Consider the following 21,873-nt stretch of genomic DNA (forward strand, 5'->3'; position numbering starts at 1 on the left):
ATAATGGCGCTTTTACAGCTTGGGAAATCATTATGACTATCGCTGCCGCGCTTGCTGAGCGCAGTAACAATCAATGTGAGCTATGTACCTCAACGGATGGTCTCGAAGTATACGAAGTACCACCAGTCGCCGAGGCGCATTCTGACAAATGTGTTTATCTTTGTAGCCAGTGCAAACCACAGGTTGAAGGTCAACAGGATTTAGAAGCCAACCATTGGCACTGTTTAAACGATAGTATGTGGAGCCAAGTTCCTGCCGTTCAGGTTGTTGCCTACCGTATGCTTAAACGCCTCGCGCCAGATAATGGTTGGGCTCAAGATGCATTAGACATGCTGTATCTAGAAGATGAGACTCGAGCATGGGCAGATCAAGCACTTGCAGAGGATGACGACCTTGTTCACCTAGACAGTAACGGGGTGAAACTGAGCGCTGGTGACACAGTAACTTTGATTAAAGACTTGGATGTTAAAGGTAGTAGCCTAGTTGCAAAACGCGGCACTGCGGTACGTAACATTCGCCTCTCGCCTTCAAACCCAGAGCATATTGAAGGTCGTGTAGAAGGTCAAAACATCGTTATTTTAACGAAGTTTGTTAAGAAATAACTAGGCCCCAAGATAAACTGCTAAGTATCTTCAATACCTTATCGACTAGGGCCTGTTGATCTTTGCTGTTTGATTTTTGTTCTCCTGAGTGTGTTTTGGTCGCGACGCTCGACTTGCCGCCTAGTAATCTAGGCAAAAGTTGAGCAACAATGAACAAAGCGCACTCAGGTGAACCCAAAGGGCAGCACTTGATTAGCATTTCTACTGTGTTCTCGCCTGACTCACATAGAATAACTATGCTACGCAGGCTCTGCCTTGTACAAATACCAATCAAACTGCTGCAAAAACAAACTTGAAAGGTAAACAGGCCCTAGATAGCTTAGCAGTTTATTTTTACTATTCTTCTACTAATTGAATGCTGCGATAAAACGCACCATCATCTTCTGCCAATAACGAAACCAGCTCAGGCAACACTTGATCCATGGTTTTCTTTAAGGTCCAAGGCGGATTGATCACCATCATACCAGAAGCCGTCATGCCTCGTTCTTGGGTATCTGCTTGGGTGGCAAGTTCAAACACTTGGATATTACGCACTCCAGATTCAATCAGGCTCGACTCCATGGCATCAATGCGTTCACGGTCAACGACGGGATACCAGATCATATACACGCCAGAATCAAACTTCTTGTGCGCTTTTATGATGCTTTTAACCGCAACATCATAATCGGATTTGATCTCATATGGAGGATCCATCAGCACGCAGGCTCTACGTGAAGCTGGTGGTACCAATCCTAACAGCCCTTTAAAACCATCACTCCCAGTGACTCGTAGTGACTTTTTATGTGCCGTATTTTGCTTTAACAGCTCTAGATCTTTTGGATGTAGCTCAAAAAACCAGCCGTTATCCTGACGACGTAAGAAATGCTCCGCCACCTTAGGAGAGCCGGGATAATGACTTAATTTATCGCCTTCGTTAAAAGACTTGATCAGTGCCACATAATCGCTAATTGCCGACACGGATCCTGAATAATTCCACAGCTTAGCGATGCCTTGCAGATACTCCTGAGTTTTTTGTGCATCACTGCTCGCCAGCTCAAAAAATCCGGCGCCAGAGTGCGTATCCACGTAATCGTACGGCTTATCTTTTTTAGCCATGTATGACAGAGCTTCTGCCAATACTAAATGTTTGATCACATCGGCAGGGTTTCCTGCATGAAAAGAATGTCGGTAACTGAGCATAACCCCGCCTTGATAAAAATAATAACAACACAGGTGAAATAAACCTGAGCTAAATTTGAGCAATGATTCATCAATTTTTAACTTTAGACTGAATCACTTCTGAACAAAATATTCCAATATCGGCATTATCTCTTAAAAGTTGAGAAAAATCAGCAGAAAGTCGCGTAAACACTAGCATCCTTAGCCGCTTTGTTTTACATTTGCATGACAAATCACAGTCATATGAGCGCATTTATGAATAACCAAGATCTCCAAAAACTCGACCAGTTGATTGACCAACTTTTGAGCCAAAATAACCAGTTAAAATCGGAAGTTTCGGCACTAAAAGAACAAAATCAAAAACTCATCGATGAAAATGAAACCCTACAGCTTGAAATGCTAGAAAGCGAAGAAAAGCAAAAAGAATTTAGTTCATCTTTATCTGGCCTACTTGATAAGTTGCAAACTCAACAGGCTAGCTAATGTCTGAGCAGAATAACCAAGTAACAGTGACGTTACTTGGCAAGTCACATCAATTTGCATGTGCGCCAGATCAAGAAGAAGCGCTGCGTAACGCCGTAGCGCTTTTAGACCGACGTGTAGAAGAAATGCGTAAACGCTCAACCGTTCGCAATGATCACAATGCGTTATTACTCGCAGCCCTACACCTTTGTCATGATTTACAAGCATTGGAAGCAAAACAACAGCAAGACGCAGAGTTCGTTTCCACGCTCATCGACAAGTTAGTGCTGCCAGCAGGCGAATAATGCCGACATACTGGAGCAACCCTATCTTACGTAGCATCTCTCTAATTTGGGCTATCATTCTATTGGCGGCGAGTTTTAAAAGTACCGCCGCCAATGCTAATCAGTTCCATAAAGTCAATGACGCGGTTTATTTTATCCAAGGAAAAGATAGCGCTTTACAGCCCAATCAAGCTTTAGTTATCGGCAAACAGTGTGCACTGTTGGCATCCATACATGGCGATCTTGTCACCACAGAGGCCTTGATCCACGAATTAGAAAAACGCCTCACCGTTCCGCTTTGTTACGTAATCTCTTTGCATGCCGATATCAAACAAGACACCAGCATAGTGCTACTCAAGCATGCTTATCCAAATTTACAATGGCTAAGTCCAACGGCAATATCAGCCAACGCATTGACGAGGGCCTTTCACGCACAGCTTGAGCTTTTTAACCAAAGCGTCATGCTTAGTGAAAATCGTATCGCGTCTCTTGAACCGAGTGAACGGCCGAAATGGCAAGCCAAACTTGCACTGGCAAAAAGTAGAATTGCAACGTGGTCCAAGCTCGCCACACAAGCGCCATCGAGTAAAGCCATTGATCACGCGCCTAAAACCGTGGAGCTAGGAGGTATAGTGGTTGAGCTTACTCAAGTCACGGGCTTTAGCGGTCATGACATCAGTGTTTATCTGCCAAAATATCAAGGCTTGATAGCAGGTTATAGCGTCGATCAGATCCCACTTGCGCATTTACCGCATACTACACAGTGGCAACAAGCGATTATTCACTTTAATCGCTATGCACTCGATTGGATATTACCAGCAACAGGAAAACCCTACCGTCCTGAAATGCTGACCACTCCAGCACAATTTTTGGCTTTATTAGCGTTACAAGATACTCAGCAAGTGGTTGATAAAATAAGTGTTTTATATCCAGATAAACACATGCAGCAACGCGCGTTATTGCAGTGGCAGCACTTTCAGCAGCAAAGAAATTTTGAATAAAACTTAACCTCTCGGTATAGTTAAAGGATGAACAGAGTATTAATACAGCTGAGCGGGTTAATAATATTAACCATGCTTTCTGGGTGTAAAAGCAGTAGCAGTCCACAGGTGAGCAGGCAAGCCATTTTGTCGGCTCTCACTCAAGTGCCCGTAGAAAAGCCAGTCACGTCTCCTGCTATCGTTGAAGAACCTCCCAAAATCACTACCGTTAAAGCCCCCCTCAGAGACGATGATTTATGGCAACACATACGCCAAAAGCTCAGTTTTAATACTGCATCTCACCCAAGGCTTGATAAGCGCATAAAATGGTATTTATCACAGCCTAATTATCTCAATGTGGTAAATAAGCGCGCCGCCCCCTACTTTTATCACGTAGTAAAAAAGGTAGAGCGCAAAGGTCTTCCTATTGAAATCGCATTACTCCCTTTTGTCGAAAGTGACTTTAGACCAAAGGCCAAATCGCAACAAAATGCTGTTGGAGTTTGGCAACTAGTGGATGCCACTGCCTACCATTTCGGCATCAAGAAAGACGAATGGTATGACGGTCGACAGGATGTGTTAGCATCGACTGACGCCGCGCTTGATTATTTGCTGTATTTGCATGAACGCTTTGATGGCGACTGGCTACACGCGCTTGCAGCCTACAATAGTGGTGAAGGGCGCGTCAAAAAGGCCATCGCAAAAAATAGAAAAGCAGGAAAGTCGACCCACTTTTGGCACTTAACATTACCAAAAGAAACCGCAGACTACGTGCCCAAACTCTTAGCGCTCAGCCACTTACTAAAAACCTCACCCAAGGGTTTTAAGATACCAAGTTTGCCCAACAAGGCCACTACGTCGATACTTGATATTGGACAGCAATTTGACGTCAATCAACTGGCTAAACTCAGCGGTATCAAAAAGCGTCAACTATACGCACTCAATCAAGGGATCTTAAAACATAGAAGCTCTCCAAACGGTCCGCACAAAGTGTTATTACCATTATCCGAGCAAGCATTATTGAAAAGTGCATTTTTCAGGGAAAACTTCAGCCAAGGCTACACTGTCAAAGCCAACGACACACTCTACCGCATCGCATTAAATGCGGGGATGAGTGTTAGTGCACTAAAAGCGCTAAACAATAAGCGCTCTGATTTGATCCGAGTTGGCGAAAAGCTATTAGTTTCCGAGAGTAATGAGCAGTTAGACTTACTCATCGACTATGACGTAAGCCCTTATATTAAAGAAATAAAAGCCAAGCCCATACCTCAAGTGGAACATCACCACACCATAAAATCAGGCGAGTCTTTGTGGACTATCAGCCGCCACTACAAGGTCGCGGTAAAAGATCTATTAAATTGGAATTCACTCACGGCACAGAGTCTATTAAAACCTGGCAAAGTGTTAATGGTGTTTTTACCAGCTCCTGCTGCACCAAAAAGCAATAAGACTCAACCAGCTAGCTCCTCAATCTCTAGCATTGAAGCGCTCCAATCAATACTGCGCCATGGCAAGCCAAAGCAAAGTGAGAGCCCAAATTAAAGGGATAGACTTGCGTCCAAGAAGCGCACTCACGTAAACTACACGCTTTACAGGTGGATGCTAAATGGCGTCACCGAACACTATTTATTTAAGGTTTACTTATGCAAATTGCAAAGAACACAGTGGTAGAGTTTCACTACACACTTCACGAAGGTGACAGCCAAATCGAATCAAGCAAAGAAGGCGAGCCACTAAACTACCTGCACGGTACTGAAGGCATGCTACCTGGTCTTGAAAGTGAACTTGAAGGTAAAACCGGTGGCGATAGCTTTACGGTAACCTTAACGCCAGAGCAAGCTTATGGCGAATATCAAGAAGGTCTAGTGCAGCGCATTCCTATTAAGCACCTTCAAGGTCTTGGTGACAGCAAAGTTTGGAAGCCAGGCATGACTGCTATTGTCGATTCAAACCAAGGTCGTCATCAGGTTAAGGTAGTAAAAGTAGGACGCTTTAATGCGGATTGCGACTTAAACCACCCATTCGCAGGCAAAACACTAACGTTTGATGTTGAGATCCTATCTGTACGCGAAGCAACTGCAGAAGAAATTTCACATGGTCACGTACACGCTGCTGGCGGCTGCGGACACTAATGATGAACCAAGTTGCCATCGTTACCGGTGGCAGCTTTGGCATTGGCGCCGCCATTGTCAACAAGCTGCTATCGCAACAATACACCGTTTATAACCTCGATATTCAGCCCAGTGAACAAGGGATTTTTCGCCATTGTGACGTCAGTAAAGTCGCCGATGTAAAAGCAACAATTGCAGATATAGTCGCAGAAACAGGGAAAATAGATGCACTCGTTTCAAACGCGGGGAAACATCTGAGTGCTACAATCGAAGATACCGACGAAGCCACACTTGACGCCCTTTTTGCATTGAATGTGAAAGGCGCTTACGCTGCCATTCAAGCCGTATTACCAAGCATGAAATCACAAGGTAGCGGTAGCATCGTATTGATGTCTTCGGATCAGGCAGTTATTGGTAAACCTAACTCCTTCGCTTACAACCTGTCTAAATGTGCGCTTGCTTCGATGGCGAAAACCACAGCATTGGATTACGCCAAATTTAACATTCGCGCGAATGCAGTGTGCCCTGGCACAATTGAAACTCCGTTATTCCATCATGCCATTGATAGTTACTGCGCGCGCAGCGGCGCTGATAAAGCAGAAATCGTTGCAGAAGAAGCCCAGTTGCAACCATTGGGTAGATTAGGGCAACCGCAAGAGGTTGCTGCGCTGGTCGCTTTCTTGCTAAGTGAGGATGCGAGTTTTATCACAGGTAGCCTACAAAGCATTGATGGCGGTTATACCACACAGTAAAAAAGGAATGCGTGATGAGTCTGAGAATTATTGATAGCCACCTACACTTTTTCGATTTAGCGTTGGGACAATATTCTTGGCTCAAACACAACCCGCCCGCTTGGCCTAATCTGGAAAAAATAAGGCAGAACCATACCCTGACAAGTCTCCCCCACCATCCACAGTTTACACTCGAAGCCTTAGTGCATGTGGAAGCCGGTTTTGATAATCACAATCCCATCAACGAATTACATTGGTTAACTCAAGAACTAGGCAGCTTTCCTTTTAAAGCCGTCGGTTACGCACCTATAAACGCGACGCCTGAGCAATTTAGCGCAGCTATAGCGCATTTAGCACATCCTCACCTCGTGGCGATAAGAGACATCACCGAAGGCAGTGACAGCCAACGTTTATCTGCGCCTTTCGTGCTCGAAAACCTCACCTGTCTTGCCGAGCATGGACTACATTTTGAAGCGCAATTAGAATTTAAACAAAGCGAAAAAGTAGACCTTTTATTACAACTTGCAGAACAAAAAGCTGATCTTAAAATCGTATTTAACCATGCTGGTTTTATTGACGCCACCAGCCCTTGTACAGATATATTAAGGCGCATTGGAGCGCTTAATAATGTCATGATCAAGTGCTCTGGCCACGAAATGTTAGTAAACCCACTCACACTCTCTGAGTGGCTTACTCACTTAATCACACATGCAGGAGAAGAGAGCCTAATGCTAGGTTCGAATTATCCGGTTTCTCTTATGCAAAAAAGCTATTGGCAAATATGGCAGGATTATTTAGACGTGATAGGCATATCGTCAACTTGGCATAAACTCAGCCGAGACAATGCCAAAAGTTGCTATGGATTATGAGCGGATCTGGACGAGATCGTAAGCAACCAGTTCAGGTACTATACGCTGTAGTTTTTCTTCCGTTTGATCTAAGGTGTTTAAGCACTCGCAATATTCTGCCGCTTTTTCTTCTAATTGATGGGCCTTTTTCTGCAGCGATTTATCTATCTCTTTCGAAATAATCTCCATGCGTTGTCCCATATCGTTAATGCGATCTTCGATATTCCCTTCGCGAGATTTAAACGCATCTCCCAAAGAGACTAAAATAGAGCCCAACGAACCATGAACAGCAGAGTGAATTTTTTGGCTGATCTCTTTAGTAAAGAAATCATCAATTTTAGAAAGTGACTGTGGTGCGATAAAAAAGAAATCATCTCCACGCTTAAACTTATCCATCAGCGCACGTTCAACGTATTGCAACTGCGTTTTGAGCACTTCAGGTTCTTTGTCGGACATCCCCTCAACCACCTGCTCAATCGCACTCAATCCGAGGTTGACGCCATCGGTCGCCAGATTAACCAGCTCAGGAACGGTATCCCGTATTCCTAGAGAGTACTCGCGCACAACTTTCTCCCCTTCCTGATCTAACTCAATCCAGCGGCCTAGAATAAAAAGCTGACTATCATTGTTGATTTGAATTCGGGTCTGACCATCATCAACGATACGAATTTCGTTGTCAGTGATGATAAGACCATGCCCAAGTTCAACATCGCACTTATTGTTAGCATGGGCAGAAGACGTCAATACGGCACAAGACAAGGCTATCGCGTTGAGTAATCGATTCATATGGCCTCCTGTGTGCAGAATGTAAGACGGGAAAGGGGTGCTTCAGGAGAGTACCAAAAGATCAAACAATCCCAAAGCCATTTTAGACGGATGAAAGTAACAAGCTATGTCTGACTGGCAATATTAGAGATCCATATCCGTTAGCATCAAAGGCAGTAGCAATACCACTAATAAGGGCTATTGATAGTATCTTACTAACCTGACAAAGGCATCCGCAGTTTTAATGGTTGGATTATTTTTACCATCAGCAAACTGATACACCCAAGCAAACTGAGGTTGGTTCGTTTGGGTCGTTGCCGACCAATAATTATTACTTTTGGTCGTTGGAAATACCGTTATGTTTATTGCTGGAGTCACACACTCGTGATACACAATACTGGCTAGTTCTTTAACGTTAGGCACTTGCCAATCTGTAAACCCTGCAAACTTGTCTTCGTCGGCAACCACCAATGCTTGCTGCCAAGTAAGTTGCTGAGCATTGTCTTCACAGCTTTGAGCAGTTGCGTTGTAGCTTTGCCCAAAGTTGCAGCGCTGCCACATTAATCCCGTTTGGCTATCAAGCACAGTACCATTGCTGTTTATCGTATAGCGACTGGTATTGGAGCCGGTACCAACGCAAGTTTGCGCTTGGCAAACAGCCGTTAATGACAAAGTAAATAGTATAGTTGCAATAATTTTCATACCACGCTCCCTAAGGATTCCTTACCAACCTAACAAATGCGCTGCTAGACTTTTCTACTGCAAAATCATTGCCCGTATCCATGTCGACAACATAAGCTCTTCTCAGCGTGCCACCGGTACCATCTAAACTCGACTGCAAGGTCCAGTAATAGCGATGACCAAGCGTGGTTGTACTAGGTAAATTAGGGAAAAGCGCTTCATCTATCACCGCAGTACTTGTACTGCCGTAATCTAGTAGTCCAAGTAGTTCCATATAAGTTGGTAAGCGCCAATTGTTACCACCACAGTAACTTTGCTCTCCAACGGCTGGATTATTCACTTCATCAATCAAAGCTTGAATACCACAATGACTATCCTGCGGGCAGGTTGTATTTGCTGCAGCCTGAACACTTCCCTCGGCAATTGCTCCGTCTACCTCAACATACCAGGTATAACTATTTTGTGCGTTGCGAGAAGAAGTGTTTGGTAATGTACCCGAACTTGCTTCTTTCACTTCCCAAATCAGTCCTGTGACGTTATCACGAACGCAAGCAAAGTCCGTAGCGTCATCAGGCAATTCATCCGCAAAGCGATTTAATTTGGTAAAATCAAAACCTGCTCGACCACTGCCTTCTTTCGCCACCTGAGAGGCAAAATTATCACGCCCACGCTGCGCATCTTGAGCCGTAAACTGCGTCATACTACAAGTGATCGCATCCGTATTGTTATAACACGCGGTTTGGCCACTATCGTTTAGTTTACCTAATGGCTTTTTCTCGATATCAATGCGCACGGTGTCGGTAGCAGAGCGGTTTTGCGAGTCAGTAACGGTCAGCTCAAATTCCACTTGCGACAAAATATTTTGATCTGGTGCGTTAAAAGTTGTTGAACACCCGGTAACAGAACTTAATGCTATCTGAGTGCCAGACGTCACTTGCCGCCATACACACTGTTTCTGACCAGATACAGTATCACTGTTTGAGCCATCAAGCGTGACCTCATCAAACTCTTGCACTTGCTGGTCGCTCCCAGCATCTGCCACTACCACATCCGAATTCGCAAGTAGCCCGAGGGTAAACTGGGTACTGGCTTGTCCGCCTTCATCATCGGTAACCGTCAACTGCCAGATTGACGCCTGAGAGCTCGCCAATAATGGATGGACAAAAGATAAAGTAGCTGTATTCAAGCCCGTTGCCTGTATTGTTGTGGGACCACTTACTTGCTGCCACTGATAAGCAACCACTTGGCCATTTTCATCTGGATCGGAAGAGCCTGCGCCACTTAGGACAATAGTATCTTTATATTTGGCTGGTAATGTTTCCGGTGCTGTTTGGCTGATACTAGGTATAGGTAATTGATTGTTAGATTTGATAGCAACCGTCACTTGGTCGCTTGCAAGACTGCCATCAGGCGCAACATAATCAACCTGAATAAGTAAATTAACATCGGCTTTGATATCCGGCGCAACAAAAGCGGCTTGTTGCTCCGTGATTGGAAATTCACTGACGTTTGCACCAGAGATTACTTGCCAGTTAAAAGTACCACCTGCAGGTGATGCTTGTGCATTCAAGGTGACTTCTGTTTTTTCAGTTACTTGGACATCAGCACCCGCGTTAACCGATGCGCTGACTTGACTCGGTTCATCACTTCCAGAACCTCCGCCACAACCCGTTAATATTAGCGCAAGTACAACCCAACTTCCCTTGAATGCATTCATATTATTCCTTATGAATTATAGATAACTCTCTTGATGTATTCGCACGAACAACTTAGTGCCAACTTTACTGTAATCTATTTTGTATTCTCGGCCGTCTAAAGCCTGAATAAACAACAACCGCTTTACTTCACCAAATACATCAATACTTGAAACGTGGACGACCTCTAAATAACGCTCTTTAGCTTCTCTTCGGTTTCTAGGTAAGTCTTCCTTAAAAGGCACCAAACCATTTGCAGTCACCTTGATTTTTGGGTGTGCTTCACCATTCACAATCACAAGATCTAACTTCTTCTCTTTGTGAATAATGGTATTACGCCCACTTTTAATATAGGCCGTTTCTAAGCTCATATTGGTGTATCCTGTTACATCTTCAGTAGGTGGTTTGTTCTTCTAACAATGCTTTTACCACCTCTTTAGGGTTAAGTTTCCAGCGGTTTAACATGACTGAAAATTGCCAAATATCCCTGTCTAAGGCAGTCGCGGGGATCAATAAATCATATCCCGTCACTGTCTTTAAATTATCCATCCGGTTTGCAAACATTGCCATTAAACCAGTATATTCTTTTCCCGCCTTGGAGCGAAAAACGGTTTCTTCTATCAACCATTCAGATGGGCAGTTGCCATTTTCGCAATGCATTTTAACAGCTTGTAAAAAAATATGCCGCTGCTCGATCAATAATTTACCCGCAAGTCGAGGTGTTAAATTTAATAAAAACGCATCAATATCATTAAGTTTAATACCAACTGCATTTAACTCAAGTGTTTCAACACCTTGTTGAACTTTGGGAATGCCGCTGGAGTGGAAGTTTACAATGGATAGCGGCCAAGCTCCATATTTATGCACATATCTAAACTCTTGTTCTGTAAAGTATAAACTAAAATATGGTTGCTGACTTTTAAGAAAGCCAACAAAAATAGCCACTAACATGGCGCTGGCAAGAAATATTTCTACAATAGTAATAGCTGTACCACGCAAGTTGACAAAAAGCATGATAACAACCAATCCAATTGCACCAACCAGCATAAATTCAACGCCATTGCGGTCAGCGGTTGCACGTAGTTTTGCTTCAAGCATGGATATACCAGACATAAAAGATATACATGATGATCGCCCATGCGACTAATTTACGTATTGTGATGCATCGTTTACATGAATGACTGTGTTTCATAATATTTAATTTAGGTACAAACACTTAAATTGAATTACATTTTCGTTTAATGCACAAATTTACAGGATATGCCGTAGACTTTGTTAGCCTTTAATTTTGTAAACTAGAGACAAATTATAATCTGGGTCACTTTTATGCGTCATCAATCAGGAAAAGCACTGTTTCCTTTTATCATTGTAGTGCTAGTCGTTATCAGCGGCTATTTATATTTACCAGCCTCGGAAGGCAAAATGAGTGGCAACTCGGCACCCGTAACCTCCGTTCAAGCTCATACTGTAGCCAAAGAAGAACGTATTATTGCTGTTCACTCTATTGGTTCCGCTAGAGCAAATCAAGCAATCAACGTGAGTAGCGCCCAAAGCGACTACGTGGCAGCCCTATATTTCGATGACGGAGACGTAGTAAAACAAGGCGATAAGCTAGTCCAGTTGCGTGATGCCGAAGAGAAACTCGATATCGAAGCGCTGAAAGTGACGCTAAAAGAAGAAATTAGACAACTAAACCGCCTTAAAGACCTCGCGAAAACTCAATCGGCGGCTCGCTCTCAACTAGAAGCACAATCAGCAAAGGTAGACACCTTAACGGCACAATTGGAAGCCACTAAAACAAAACTCGCCGAGATGACCATTTATGCGCCATTCGATGGATTATTGGGTACTCGAAATGTCTCTATCGGTAGCTTCGTAAACAACAATACTGTGATCACCACACTCGATGACATTAGCATCATCAAAGTGGATTTTCAGGTACCTGAAAAATACCTAGCGCAACTGCAGCTTGGTATGCAAGTGAATGCACAAAGTGAAGCTTACCCAGAGCAACTATTTACCGGTAAGGTTTCCCATATTGACCCGCGCATTAATGAACAAACGCGCTCGGTACGAGTGACAGCGAGCTTCACCAACCTAGACCATAAACTTCGCCCAGGTATGCTGCTACATATGGGGCTTGAACTGGCTCGATTACAAGCCCTTGTAGTGCCAGAAAAAAGCATCATTCCAAGACAAGATAAGCATTTTGTATTTGTCATTGACGACCAAGGTAAAGCGCAACAACGCGAAGTACACCTGCAAACTCGCTTTAGCGGCTGGGTGGCTATCGACGAAGGGCTTAAAGAGGGGCAACAAGTGATCACGGAAGGCACCTTGAAGATCCGCTCAGGCTCAAAAGTTGAAGTAAAGGGGTAAGGCGACGTGAGAATCACTGATACGGCGGTAAAGCGCCCGATCTTCGCGATCGTCATTAACTTACTGCTGCTGACCTTTGGCTTAGTGGCATTTACTATGTTACCGCTGCGCGAATACCCTGATATTGAAACTCCAATAGTCAGTGTAAGCACTAACTACACAGGCGCATCAGCAGAAGTTGTAGAAACCAAGATCACCCAAGTACTAGAAAACCGGATTTCGGGGATCGAAGGGATCAAAAGCATAAATTCTAGTAGCCGCAACGGTAGCTCCAATATCACTATCGAATTTAATATCGATCGTGATATCGACGCTGCTGCAAATGATGTGCGTGAGCGCGTTTCTCGAGCGCTGGATAGGTTGCCAGAGCAAGTGAGGCCGCCTGAAGTATCGAAATCAAACAGCGATGAAAGCCCTATCGCTTGGTTTGTACTCAATAGCGAAACCATGGATACCTTGCAGCTTTCAGACTACGCCCAGCGCTTTATCGTTGACCGTCTGGCGGTTGTTGATGGCGTATCGAATGTACGCATTGGCGGTGAGCGTCAATACGCCATGAAGATTTGGCTAGACCGAAAGGCGATGGCTGCTCGTGGAGTCACAAGCAGTGATATTGAACAAGTGCTACGCAGAGAAAACGTAGAATTACCCGCTGGTGAAATTGAATCCGTTGACCGTGATTTTTCTGTTCGTATTGCCAGAAGCTATAAGACTCAAGAAGACTTTGACAATCTGGTGATTAAGCGTGGTGAACAAGGCTATTTGGTGCGACTTGGTGAAGTCGCGCAGGTGGTACTTGAAGCCGCTGACGACGAAAGTACCTTCCGTGGTAATGGTAAAAATATGATTGGCCTTGGCGTTGTCAAGCAAGCCAAAGCCAATACGCTAGAAGTGGTCGACAACGCCCGTAAAGAGCTTGAAAAAATAAAACGCAACCTGCCTCAAGGCACCACCATAGAAGACAGCTACGATTCTTCTATTTTTATCCGTGAGTCCATTGCTGAAGTATACAGCACACTTGCGATTGCCATGGCGTTGGTAGTACTCGTTATCTACATCTTCCTTGGCAATATCCGCGCTACGCTGATCCCTGCTGTTACCGTGCCGGTAGCCTTAGTTGCAACCTTTATGTTCTTACTGACCATGGGGTATTCTATCAACTTGCTGACGCTGCTTGCACTTGTGCTTGCCATCGGCCTTGTGGTCGATGACGCCATTGTAATGCTAGAAAATATCTACCGCCGCATCGAGCTTGGCGAACCCAAGTTACTGGCGGCATACCGTGGCGCGCGAGAAGTAGGCTTCGCCATCATTGCAACAACGCTGGTTTTGGTTGCCGTGTTTATTCCCTTAGTCTTTATGGATGGTCGTATTGGTGCCCTATTTACCGAGTTTGCCTTTGCAGTAAGTGCTGCGGTGCTGTTTTCCAGTATTACTGCGTTGACCTTGTCTCCTGCCCTTTGCTCCAAAGTATTAAAGCCCAGCAATAAAGAAAACCGCTTTAGTCAGTGGATGGACCGTCAATTTACTCGACTAGAACAAGGATATCGCCGTGTTTTACAAGACAACTTATCGCGCAAATACAGCCTGATTGTGATGTTGGCACTAGCGGGTTTTACCAGCTACAGCCTGTTTAAACAGATCCCGTCTGAACTGACACCAAAAGAAGACCGTGGTACTTTCTTCGTTATGATGAATGGCCCAGAAGGGGCAAGCTACGAAAACAACTCGCAAAATATGGCAAAAATTGAAGAGCGCCTACTTCCTTATGTAGACTCAGAGGAACTTAGCCGCGTGCTTATTCGGGTGCCTGGTTGGGGTGGTCAAGGCGGTGTTGCTATTATCGGCATGCCAGACTGGGATGAGCGAAAACGCTCTACTTGGGAAGTCATGGATGAGATCAGCGGTAAAATGCAAGACGTTACAGATATTCGCGCCTTTGCTATTATGCGCCGTGGTATTGGCGGCGGCGGTAACTCACGTCCCATTGAGTTTGTACTGCAAGGTAACGACTACGATGAGTTAGCTGCATGGCGCGATCGCATTCTAGAACGCGCACGAGAAAATAAAGGACTGGTTCGTCTCGATCACGATTACAAAGAAACCTTCCCACAGTTTTTAATAAGCATTGATAAAACCAAAGCCGCAGATTTAGGCGTGTCGGTAAGTGCCATCGGCCAAACGCTAGAAACCATGCTGGGACAACGTCGTGTTACCACCTTTATTGACCGCGGTGAAGAATACGATGTGATCTTAAAAGGCACCAAAGCCGACTTCTCTGCCCCAGATAATATTTCTGATATTTATGTGAAATCTCGTAGCGATGAGCTCGTGCCATTAGACAGTTTGATCACCATAAAAGAAGAAGCCACAGCTTCTCGATTAAACCGCTACAACCGTATGCGCGCAATCACTATCACGGCAAACCTCGCTGGCGACTATACACTGGAGCAAGCCCTCGACTTTTTAAATAAAGTTGCCGCCGAAGAGAATGATATCGACGGCGCCATCGACTACAAAGGCGAATCACAGCTGTTTTATGAAGGTGCATCAGCAATGACCTATGTGTTTATTCTGGCGCTCACCGTTACGTTCTTGGTATTAGCCGCACAGTTTGAAAGCTTTGTCCATCCACTGGTTATCATGCTCACCGTACCACTGGGCTTAGTCGGTGCGATGTATGGATTATTTATCACCGACAGCACGCTCAATATTTATAGCCAAATTGGTATTGTCATGTTGATTGGCCTTAGCGCCAAAAACGGTATCTTAATCGTGGAATTTGCTAACCAATTGCGTGACAAAGGCATTGCCTTCGAACAAGCCATTGTTGATGCTGCAGCGCAGCGATTAAGACCGATTATCATGACCTCGCTAACAACCGTGATGAGCTCTATCCCGCTTGTGTTTGCAACAGGCCCTGGGTTCGAAAGCCGCATGGTGATCGGTGTCGTGATTTTTGCCGGTGTCAGTGTTGCCACCATTTTAACCTTGTTTGTTATCCCAACCGCCTATACTTTACTAGCTAAGAAGACGCAATCTCCAGAAGAGACGGCAAAACGTCTTGAGGAGCAGTCGCAACAACATCCTGAGCAGGAGGTATAATGGCAAATTTACAAACCGCAACTTTTGGTGGTGGTTGTTTTTGGTGTATTGATGCGGCATTTCGCCGCGTCAATGGCGTTGAGTCAGTGCAGTCAGGTTACGCAGGTGGCCACACAGATAATCCCACCTATCAAATGATATGTCGGGGAGACAGTGGCCACGCTGAGGTAGTCCAACTGCAATTTGATGCCGATATTGTCAGCTTTGATACTTTGCTTACTATGTTTTTTACCCTGCATGACCCAGCACAGTTGAATCGCCAAGGTAACGACATTGGTACTCAGTACCGCAGTGTGGTGTTTTATCATGACCAGCAGCAACAGCAGCAAACTCAAGATTGTATTGCGCAGCTTCAAAGCCAATTGAGTGAAAAAATAGTGACAGAGGTTAGCCCAGCGCCCGAATTTTATCCTGCTGAGCACTATCACCAAGATTATTACACTGAAAACCCAAACCAAGGCTATTGCAGTGTGATGATTGCCCCTAAACTTGCAAAGTTTGAAAGTCATTTTGCGGCAAATTTAAAGCACTAAACTTGTGTGCCGAACGCAATAGATTGCGTTCGGCTTACGCCTTACGGCAACATAGGTATAGCAAATATATAAAAGCTAGTGCGGCCATCTTTAATCCGCAAATGCCCACGCGTTACTTCCATTTCTAAATTCGCAGTATCACCAGGTCTTAAGGTATCTAAGCCTTTAAGCGGAACGACACCTGAATTGATTAACTGGGCGTTGTGTTTAATGACCTGCGGAATATCTTCGCTCATATCCACACCCAAGAATTCAAACACATCAATCACAATACGGCTAAATTCTGTATAAAGCTTGTCAAAAATCCCCGGAGTCAAGGTATCTATCAAATCGAGGATCCACGGCAGCTCTACTTTTGTCGTCACCACAGGCTTAAAGCTAGAAATTAAAGGGTCTAACTCAAGCTGCTGGGTACGTACATCATACTTACCTTTGATGGTGACATTTTCGTTGTTAATATAGACATGGATATAAATATTCATTCCAAGCTGCTTCTTACGAAACTTAGCGTGAGACTTCAAATCGAAGCCATCGATCAACACCGGTACTTTATTTTGCGCATCGACTCTACCTGCGATTTTCATATGCATCGTGCCGTAGAGACTAGTCGTGTGGCTCACTTTATTTGAACTAGATTGCGCGGCAATATTGTTGACGATATCGGTCGTCAACTCTTTGTAGTTATGTTCCACATTCGAAAATTGCTGATGAATGATATCTGAAACCTGCGTATACATTTCCTTTGGACCTTGGCTAGATGTTGTCCTGCCAGTAGACCAACACTCTCCACCGGTATAAATCACAGGCACAGATATAGGCGTTAGGTGATCGTTGCCAGGATGACGATAGTACATCATGCTTCGGATCCGACTACAGGTTTGCGATGGCGCGTTAAACCAAGCGAAATCGCCCGTCATTGATTGTGTTGAAAATTGAGGTTCAAGCTGGCTTTCAGGCTGTGAGGCTTGTGCTGATGTGACAATCCCAAGCGTGAGTAACCCAAATAATAGTGACTTCATGTTCTTTTCCTTAAGGTAGTAATAATACAAATCAAAGCTATTATCAACCACACATAAAGCAGAACACCAGTTACAAATGTAATGCAACTAAATGATAAATAAGAAAAGTGATCCATTACTCATGATGGATCACTCTGGGTATAGAAAAGCAGTTAACGCATTAGAAGCTGTAGCTCACACCAACGTAGGCTTGTCTACCTAGTGGCTTATAGCCCAGTAAAGAACCATCTTTTGCTTCGCCCGCTGTGGCATTGAAATAACGCTTATCGGTTAAGTTTTCAATTCGGCCATTTAACTTGAATCCGTCGAAAAACGTATAGTTAGCAGCTAAGTTAAACAGCGTATATGACGGTAAAGTTACTGTATATGCACCTTCAGCTCCCCATACTTTATCGTCGCGATTACCTCTATGGACTAAGGTCAGTGTTGCGTCGACATTTTCCCACTCTTTACTGACTGAATAAGTTAAGGTGCGTCTCGCTCTGCGCTGTAATTGCTTATCGGTATCAGCGTCTTTAGCACTCACATAGCTCGCATTTACCGTATGCTCGATACCAAAGTTGTCTTCAATTTCGATAGAAAGATCAGCACCTTCAAAGTCAGCGCGCTGAACATTGTAAGGGACGTATTTCCATTTATCATTTTGCTGATAAACGATTTTATCGGTAATACGGTTATCGTATACCGCAGCTTCCACACGGAAGTTCTCGCCGCTCCATGTGACAATAATTTCATTATTAGTGGCTTCTTCCGGCTTAATATTTGGGTTAGGCAGATAGTAAGGACTATCAATCACAAACGCCTGTGATAAAGAAGGTGCTCTAAAGGCAGTACCATGATTCAACTTAACACTCAGGCCATCCATGAGTTGCTTGCCTACAGCAACTGTGTAGGTGTTTGCACGACCATGAAAATCATAATCATCCGTTCTCAGTACAACCTCTGCCAGCCAATTTTCATCGTTGTAAAACCCACCTAGTGCTAAAGATAAGTTATCACGCTCAGGCTCTGAAAAAGAGGCAGTAGAATCACCAACATCTTCATTTAGAAAGGTAAAGTTACCCGTGAAGATCAAAGCTTCAGTTAAACTATATTGCGACTGATATTCAAATTGGCTGCGTTTGGTGACATAAGCGTTATCGTCAGCACTATTACCGATTTGAACGTTTTGTTCCTTACCTAAGCTGTATGACGCACTTTGGCTAAACTTGTCAGTACGTCTTTTCCACGCCAACTTATTGGTGTAGTTATGGAAACGGTAAGCATCACTACCAAAAGAGTCATACTCCCCCTCACCTTCACTGTACTGTGAACGTAAGCTAAAAATGCCACTTTCTTCATCACCATACTGCACATTTAAACCGGCATTACCGTTATAATATCCATCACGGTCATGGTTTTTTGTGATTGCAGCTTCAGGGTCTTTCTCTATCACATCATAGCCATCGGTATGAGTGTAACCCGCATTAGCTGCAATACTAAACTTGTCTTTTTTGTAATTTACCGTTGCTTCGGTCTTGGAGTAATTGTTACTCCCAGTCGTAAGCGCGATAGTATTGTTATTCCCTTCGCGACTAATAATATTAATCACGCCAGCAATGGCATCTGAACCATAAATCGCAGCTTTGGCACCACGAATGATCTCAATCCTTTCGATGCTATTAAGTGGTAAATTAGTGAGCGAATTGTCACCGGAGTTTGCATCCGTCACTCGAACCCCATCGATTAACACTAGCGTATGCTTAGCATCATTACCGCGTAGGAATAAACTCACACTTTGGCCGAAGCCACCGTTTCTAACCGCTTGAATACCTGCGACATTATCGAGTAGCAATACGACATCTTGAACATTGCTTTTTTCAATATCAGCACGACCTATAACCGTAATGGCAGACAGTGCGCTTTCTAGAGATTGTTCAAATTTATTGGCAGTAACAGTGATATGTTCAACATTTTGATCAGCAAACGCTGAAAAAGAGAGCGCCGTCGCTATCGCCGCGCTTAGAGCAGTTTTATTTAACATGGTTTCCCCTAACTTGTACCCACCGTACAAGAACACAAAGTGACTGTTTCAAGGCCGGTCTCCGGGCTCAGTAAACCTGCAAATTAGCAGTTCACTCTACCGTTGCGGGGGCAGCGCTGGCATAGAACCGATCCAAGCTAATCACGTGCAATAAACTGTCTTATTCAATTTATTGTTGATTAACGCAATTAGATGTTCCCTTGTGTTCGCACCAGTTTCCCGATTATCTATACACTTAGCAACCACACTAGGTTGTGTACAGCACCTTGAAAATGCGAGGCTATTGTCTTGGGTTTCGGAATGATTGTCAATGGACGTCTAGAAATCCAAAAGTGCAATCTATGCACTTTTGGAATGAAGTAAAGCGTAATTAGTCGCGGAAGTTTTTGAATTGAAATGGTTGGCCAAGCTCACCGGTACGAACCAGTTGCATCGTTTCTTGCAAATCGTCACGTTTTTTACCCGTTACACGTACCGTATCGCCTTGAATTGATGCTTGAACTTTAACTTTTGAGTCTTTAATAAGCTTAACCAGTTTTTTCGCCATCTCTTTGTCGATGCCTTGCTTTAACGCCACCTTACGTGAAACGTATTTGCCAGAGCGCTCAATGTCTTTTAACTCGAAGCTTGCCACATCAAGGCCACGCTTTGCCGCTTTACCCACTAACATATCGAACAATTGCATAACTTGCTGTTCTGCTTCCGCTTTGAGGTTAATCATTTCACCGCTTAGCTCGATTGACGCATCTACGCCACGAAAATCAAAACGTGTATCAAGCTCACGAACCGCGTTGTCTACGGTATTTTTTGCTTCTGTCATATCAATTTCAGATACAATATCAAATGAAGGCATGCTTCTCTCCTAAAGTCATTTTGGCTCGATTATAGCAGTTTATGCCTAATTTGAGTTACTTTAAGTTTTTAAACAGCGTATTAGGATGTTCACCCAATGGACAGTTTTCGATGGTATACTGCTCGCTTAGTCATACAGAAGTAGGATGTATTGTGACACGGCGCGTTTATAAAGCTCTTTTGATTATCTCTTTAATTATATGTACGGTGCTATTCGCAAAGGAAATTAGCTTGTCTCCAAAGCTGTTCCCAAATATCGATAAAGTGGCACATTTTGGTGTATTTTTTGTTCTTGCGTTTATCTCTCACCATGCTTTTAAAGTAAAGGTATGGACACACATAGTGCTACTGTCCTTGTACGGTGCAGGAATTGAGTGGATGCAACATTCATTACCGTATCGCCAAGCATCTACCGCTGATTTTTTAGCTGATTTAGCCGGTGCGGTCAGTTATTTTGCTCTATTTTATATTTGGGCAAGTTGGCGCAACAGAAAACATGGCTAACATACATATTTTAGGTGAAGGGGCGATAGGATTATTGCTCGCCCAGCACCTTAGTCAATCTCATCAAATTACGCTGATCACTCGAAATAAACGCGCGGCGACTTATCGCTATCAAACAGCAAGTATTCAACAAACCATCCCATGCAGCACCAAAACACTTGCAGAACTCCCTGCCAACAGTATAGATACGCTAATCATTCCCGTTAAAGCATATCAGGTCATCGAAGCACTCCAAGCGCTTCGCCCTGCACTTTCAAAAAATGGCACGCTAATACTTAGTCATAATGGCATGGTGGATTGGTCTTGTGAGTTAGCAATGCTTGATAAAACACAATCTGCCTACTTCTTAAGCACATCCATTGCGGGCTATAAAGTCGCTGACACTGTGCACCATACAGGACAAGGTGCAACTTGGTTTGGGCCGTTAAATTCGCCAGCAGAATACCACTACCAGCGCGTATTCTCGCAACTGTTTAGCACATTTGAAAATGCCCAAACCACGTTTGATATCATGCCAACACTTTGGAAAAAGCTGGCGGTTAATATTGCCATTAACCCGTTAAGTGCATTGGAACAAGTCGCAAATGGTCGGCTAAGACAGCCCAAATATGCAGCCCAAATTCTTAATTTAATGAATGAAGTACAGCTTGTGGCCACGAGTACAGGTGTAACCTTAGTGCTTAGCGAGCTAGTCACACTTGCTTACACCGTAATGGCGCAAACCGCAAACAATCGCTCTTCAATGAATCAGGATATCGCAAATAACAGGCGCACAGAAATTGACGCTATGTGCGGCTATATTTGCGAGCTAGCAGCAAAACAAAATATTGATGTACCGTTTAATCAACAGTTACTTGAGGAAGTGAATAAGCGCTGGCAGCTAGCGCGACAATAGCGCGAATATTATTCTTTGTTCTGAACATGAGTGCGCTTTGATATAGACATGGAGGGTAAACCAGACATTCTTCCCAGAAAGCGCCTTGAGTGTCCACAAGACACACACTTCAACAACTTAAGCTAAGATCGACAAATCGAAAATCTGGTGCTAGCTTTATGACTTTATTGGTAATGTATATATGTAGATCTAGCTAATTAGTGATTGACTCTTTAACTTCTTTCTATATGTCCGCTAAAAATACTAC

The 21,873-nt window shown here is 44.0% G+C and carries 23 protein-coding genes and 1 riboswitch; of the genes, 13 read left to right on the top strand and 10 right to left on the bottom strand.

All coding sequences use genetic code 11. The features are described from left to right. The first annotated feature begins 32 nt into the window (after positions 1-32). Positions 33-602: an alkylphosphonate utilization protein gene (locus GSF04_RS20720; protein WP_010374208.1), complete on the top strand. Its 570-nt coding sequence runs from the start codon at positions 33-35 to the stop codon at positions 600-602. On the opposite strand, the gene GSF04_RS23535 is transcribed toward GSF04_RS20720, so the two are convergent. Next, entirely contained in the window at positions 592-801 is a 210-nt protein-coding gene (locus GSF04_RS23535; protein WP_312026955.1) for a hypothetical protein, read from the bottom strand. The genes GSF04_RS20720 and GSF04_RS23535 overlap by 11 nt on opposite strands. 137 nt (positions 802-938) lie before the next feature. Next, on the bottom strand, positions 939-1,781 hold the full coding sequence (gene rlmJ, locus GSF04_RS20725) for a 23S rRNA (adenine(2030)-N(6))-methyltransferase RlmJ (protein WP_211858668.1): 843 nt from the start codon (positions 1,779-1,781) through the stop codon (positions 939-941). A gap of 234 nt (positions 1,782-2,015) precedes the next feature. Here rlmJ and GSF04_RS20730 point away from each other — a divergent pair, with 234 nt between their 5' ends. From GSF04_RS20730 to GSF04_RS20760, 7 genes are all read left to right on the top strand, one after another. Further along, positions 2,016-2,243 (top strand): hypothetical protein, encoded by a 228-nt coding sequence (locus GSF04_RS20730; protein WP_010374211.1) that lies wholly within the window; start codon positions 2,016-2,018, stop codon positions 2,241-2,243. Then, positions 2,243-2,527 (top strand): cell division protein ZapA, encoded by a 285-nt coding sequence (locus GSF04_RS20735; RefSeq protein WP_211858669.1) that lies wholly within the window; start codon positions 2,243-2,245, stop codon positions 2,525-2,527. The genes GSF04_RS20730 and GSF04_RS20735 overlap by 1 nt, the downstream gene beginning before the upstream one ends. Then, complete coding sequence (locus GSF04_RS20740; protein ID WP_211858670.1) at positions 2,527-3,507, top strand: hypothetical protein; 981 nt, start codon at positions 2,527-2,529, stop codon at positions 3,505-3,507. Before GSF04_RS20735 ends, GSF04_RS20740 begins: the two co-directional genes overlap by 1 nt. A gap of 108 nt (positions 3,508-3,615) precedes the next feature. Then, positions 3,616-5,028, top strand: coding sequence for a LysM peptidoglycan-binding domain-containing protein (locus GSF04_RS20745; RefSeq protein WP_211858671.1), 1,413 nt, complete (start codon positions 3,616-3,618; stop codon positions 5,026-5,028). Between the two features lie 101 nt (positions 5,029-5,129). After that, a complete protein-coding gene (locus GSF04_RS20750) occupies positions 5,130-5,618 on the top strand; it encodes a peptidylprolyl isomerase (protein ID WP_010607145.1) in 489 nt (162 codons plus the stop codon). A gap of 2 nt (positions 5,619-5,620) precedes the next feature. Then, entirely contained in the window at positions 5,621-6,349 is a 729-nt protein-coding gene (locus GSF04_RS20755; protein ID WP_211860092.1) for an SDR family NAD(P)-dependent oxidoreductase, read from the top strand. Positions 6,350-6,363: 14 nt separating this feature from the next. Next, complete coding sequence (locus GSF04_RS20760; protein ID WP_211858672.1) at positions 6,364-7,197, top strand: amidohydrolase family protein; 834 nt, start codon at positions 6,364-6,366, stop codon at positions 7,195-7,197. On the opposite strand, the gene GSF04_RS20765 is transcribed toward GSF04_RS20760, so the two are convergent. The 5 genes from GSF04_RS20765 to GSF04_RS20785 all read right to left on the bottom strand — a co-directional run bounded on the left by GSF04_RS20765 (position 7,192) and on the right by GSF04_RS20785 (position 11,414). Further along, positions 7,192-7,962 (bottom strand): YggN family protein, encoded by a 771-nt coding sequence (locus tag GSF04_RS20765; RefSeq protein WP_211858673.1) that lies wholly within the window; start codon positions 7,960-7,962, stop codon positions 7,192-7,194. The two genes, GSF04_RS20760 and GSF04_RS20765, sit on opposite strands and share 6 nt — an antisense overlap. A 177-nt stretch (positions 7,963-8,139) precedes the next feature. After that, complete coding sequence (locus GSF04_RS20770) at positions 8,140-8,643, bottom strand: DUF1566 domain-containing protein (RefSeq protein ID WP_211858674.1); 504 nt, start codon at positions 8,641-8,643, stop codon at positions 8,140-8,142. 10 nt (positions 8,644-8,653) lie between these two features. Continuing rightward, the gene (locus GSF04_RS20775) at positions 8,654-10,339 is read right to left on the bottom strand and encodes a DUF1566 domain-containing protein (RefSeq protein WP_211858675.1); all 1,686 of its coding nucleotides are present in this window, start codon (positions 10,337-10,339) and stop codon (positions 8,654-8,656) included. A gap of 15 nt (positions 10,340-10,354) precedes the next feature. Continuing rightward, a complete protein-coding gene (locus GSF04_RS20780) occupies positions 10,355-10,687 on the bottom strand; it encodes a hypothetical protein (protein ID WP_010607140.1) in 333 nt (110 codons plus the stop codon). Between the two features lie 22 nt (positions 10,688-10,709). Beyond that, positions 10,710-11,414 carry a DUF2982 domain-containing protein gene (locus GSF04_RS20785; RefSeq protein WP_017218431.1) on the bottom strand — a complete coding sequence of 235 codons (705 nt, stop codon included), beginning with the start codon at positions 11,412-11,414 and terminating at the stop codon, positions 10,710-10,712. A 228-nt stretch (positions 11,415-11,642) separates the two neighbouring features. Here GSF04_RS20785 and GSF04_RS20790 point away from each other — a divergent pair, with 228 nt between their 5' ends. Genes GSF04_RS20790 through msrA form a run of 3 tightly spaced genes read left to right on the top strand, consistent with a single transcriptional unit; the run spans position 11,643 to position 16,333 of the window. Further along, entirely contained in the window at positions 11,643-12,695 is a 1,053-nt protein-coding gene (locus GSF04_RS20790; RefSeq protein WP_211858677.1) for an efflux RND transporter periplasmic adaptor subunit, read from the top strand. 6 nt (positions 12,696-12,701) lie between these two features. After that, positions 12,702-15,800 carry an efflux RND transporter permease subunit gene (locus GSF04_RS20795; protein WP_211858678.1) on the top strand — a complete coding sequence of 1,033 codons (3,099 nt, stop codon included), beginning with the start codon at positions 12,702-12,704 and terminating at the stop codon, positions 15,798-15,800. Beyond that, positions 15,797-16,333 carry a peptide-methionine (S)-S-oxide reductase MsrA gene (gene msrA / locus GSF04_RS20800; protein ID WP_211860094.1) on the top strand — a complete coding sequence of 179 codons (537 nt, stop codon included), beginning with the start codon at positions 15,797-15,799 and terminating at the stop codon, positions 16,331-16,333. The genes GSF04_RS20795 and msrA overlap by 4 nt, the downstream gene beginning before the upstream one ends. Before the next feature lie 41 nt (positions 16,334-16,374). On the opposite strand, the gene GSF04_RS20805 is transcribed toward msrA, so the two are convergent. The 3 genes from GSF04_RS20805 to GSF04_RS20815 form a co-directional block, all read right to left on the bottom strand. Beyond that, the gene (locus tag GSF04_RS20805) at positions 16,375-17,352 is read right to left on the bottom strand and encodes a hypothetical protein (RefSeq protein WP_211858679.1); all 978 of its coding nucleotides are present in this window, start codon (positions 17,350-17,352) and stop codon (positions 16,375-16,377) included. A 160-nt stretch (positions 17,353-17,512) separates the two neighbouring features. Beyond that, entirely contained in the window at positions 17,513-19,375 is a 1,863-nt protein-coding gene (locus tag GSF04_RS20810) for a TonB-dependent receptor (protein ID WP_211858680.1), read from the bottom strand. A gap of 34 nt (positions 19,376-19,409) precedes the next feature. Beyond that, a riboswitch (cobalamin riboswitch) is annotated at positions 19,410-19,656 on the bottom strand. An 89-nt stretch (positions 19,657-19,745) separates the two neighbouring features. After that, positions 19,746-20,228, bottom strand: coding sequence for a YajQ family cyclic di-GMP-binding protein (locus GSF04_RS20815; RefSeq protein WP_010374237.1), 483 nt, complete (start codon positions 20,226-20,228; stop codon positions 19,746-19,748). A 152-nt stretch (positions 20,229-20,380) separates the two neighbouring features. Between GSF04_RS20815 and GSF04_RS20820 the strand changes: the two genes are divergently transcribed. Further along, the gene (locus tag GSF04_RS20820; RefSeq protein WP_249122423.1) at positions 20,381-20,731 is read left to right on the top strand and encodes a VanZ family protein; all 351 of its coding nucleotides are present in this window, start codon (positions 20,381-20,383) and stop codon (positions 20,729-20,731) included. Beyond that, on the top strand, positions 20,724-21,626 hold the full coding sequence (locus GSF04_RS20825; RefSeq protein ID WP_211858682.1) for a 2-dehydropantoate 2-reductase: 903 nt from the start codon (positions 20,724-20,726) through the stop codon (positions 21,624-21,626). The genes GSF04_RS20820 and GSF04_RS20825 overlap by 8 nt, the downstream gene beginning before the upstream one ends. Positions 21,627-21,873 lie beyond the last annotated feature (247 nt).

It is taken from the genome of Pseudoalteromonas sp. A22, assembly GCF_018141345.1.
Classification (GTDB): domain Bacteria; phylum Pseudomonadota; class Gammaproteobacteria; order Enterobacterales; family Alteromonadaceae; genus Pseudoalteromonas; species Pseudoalteromonas maricaloris.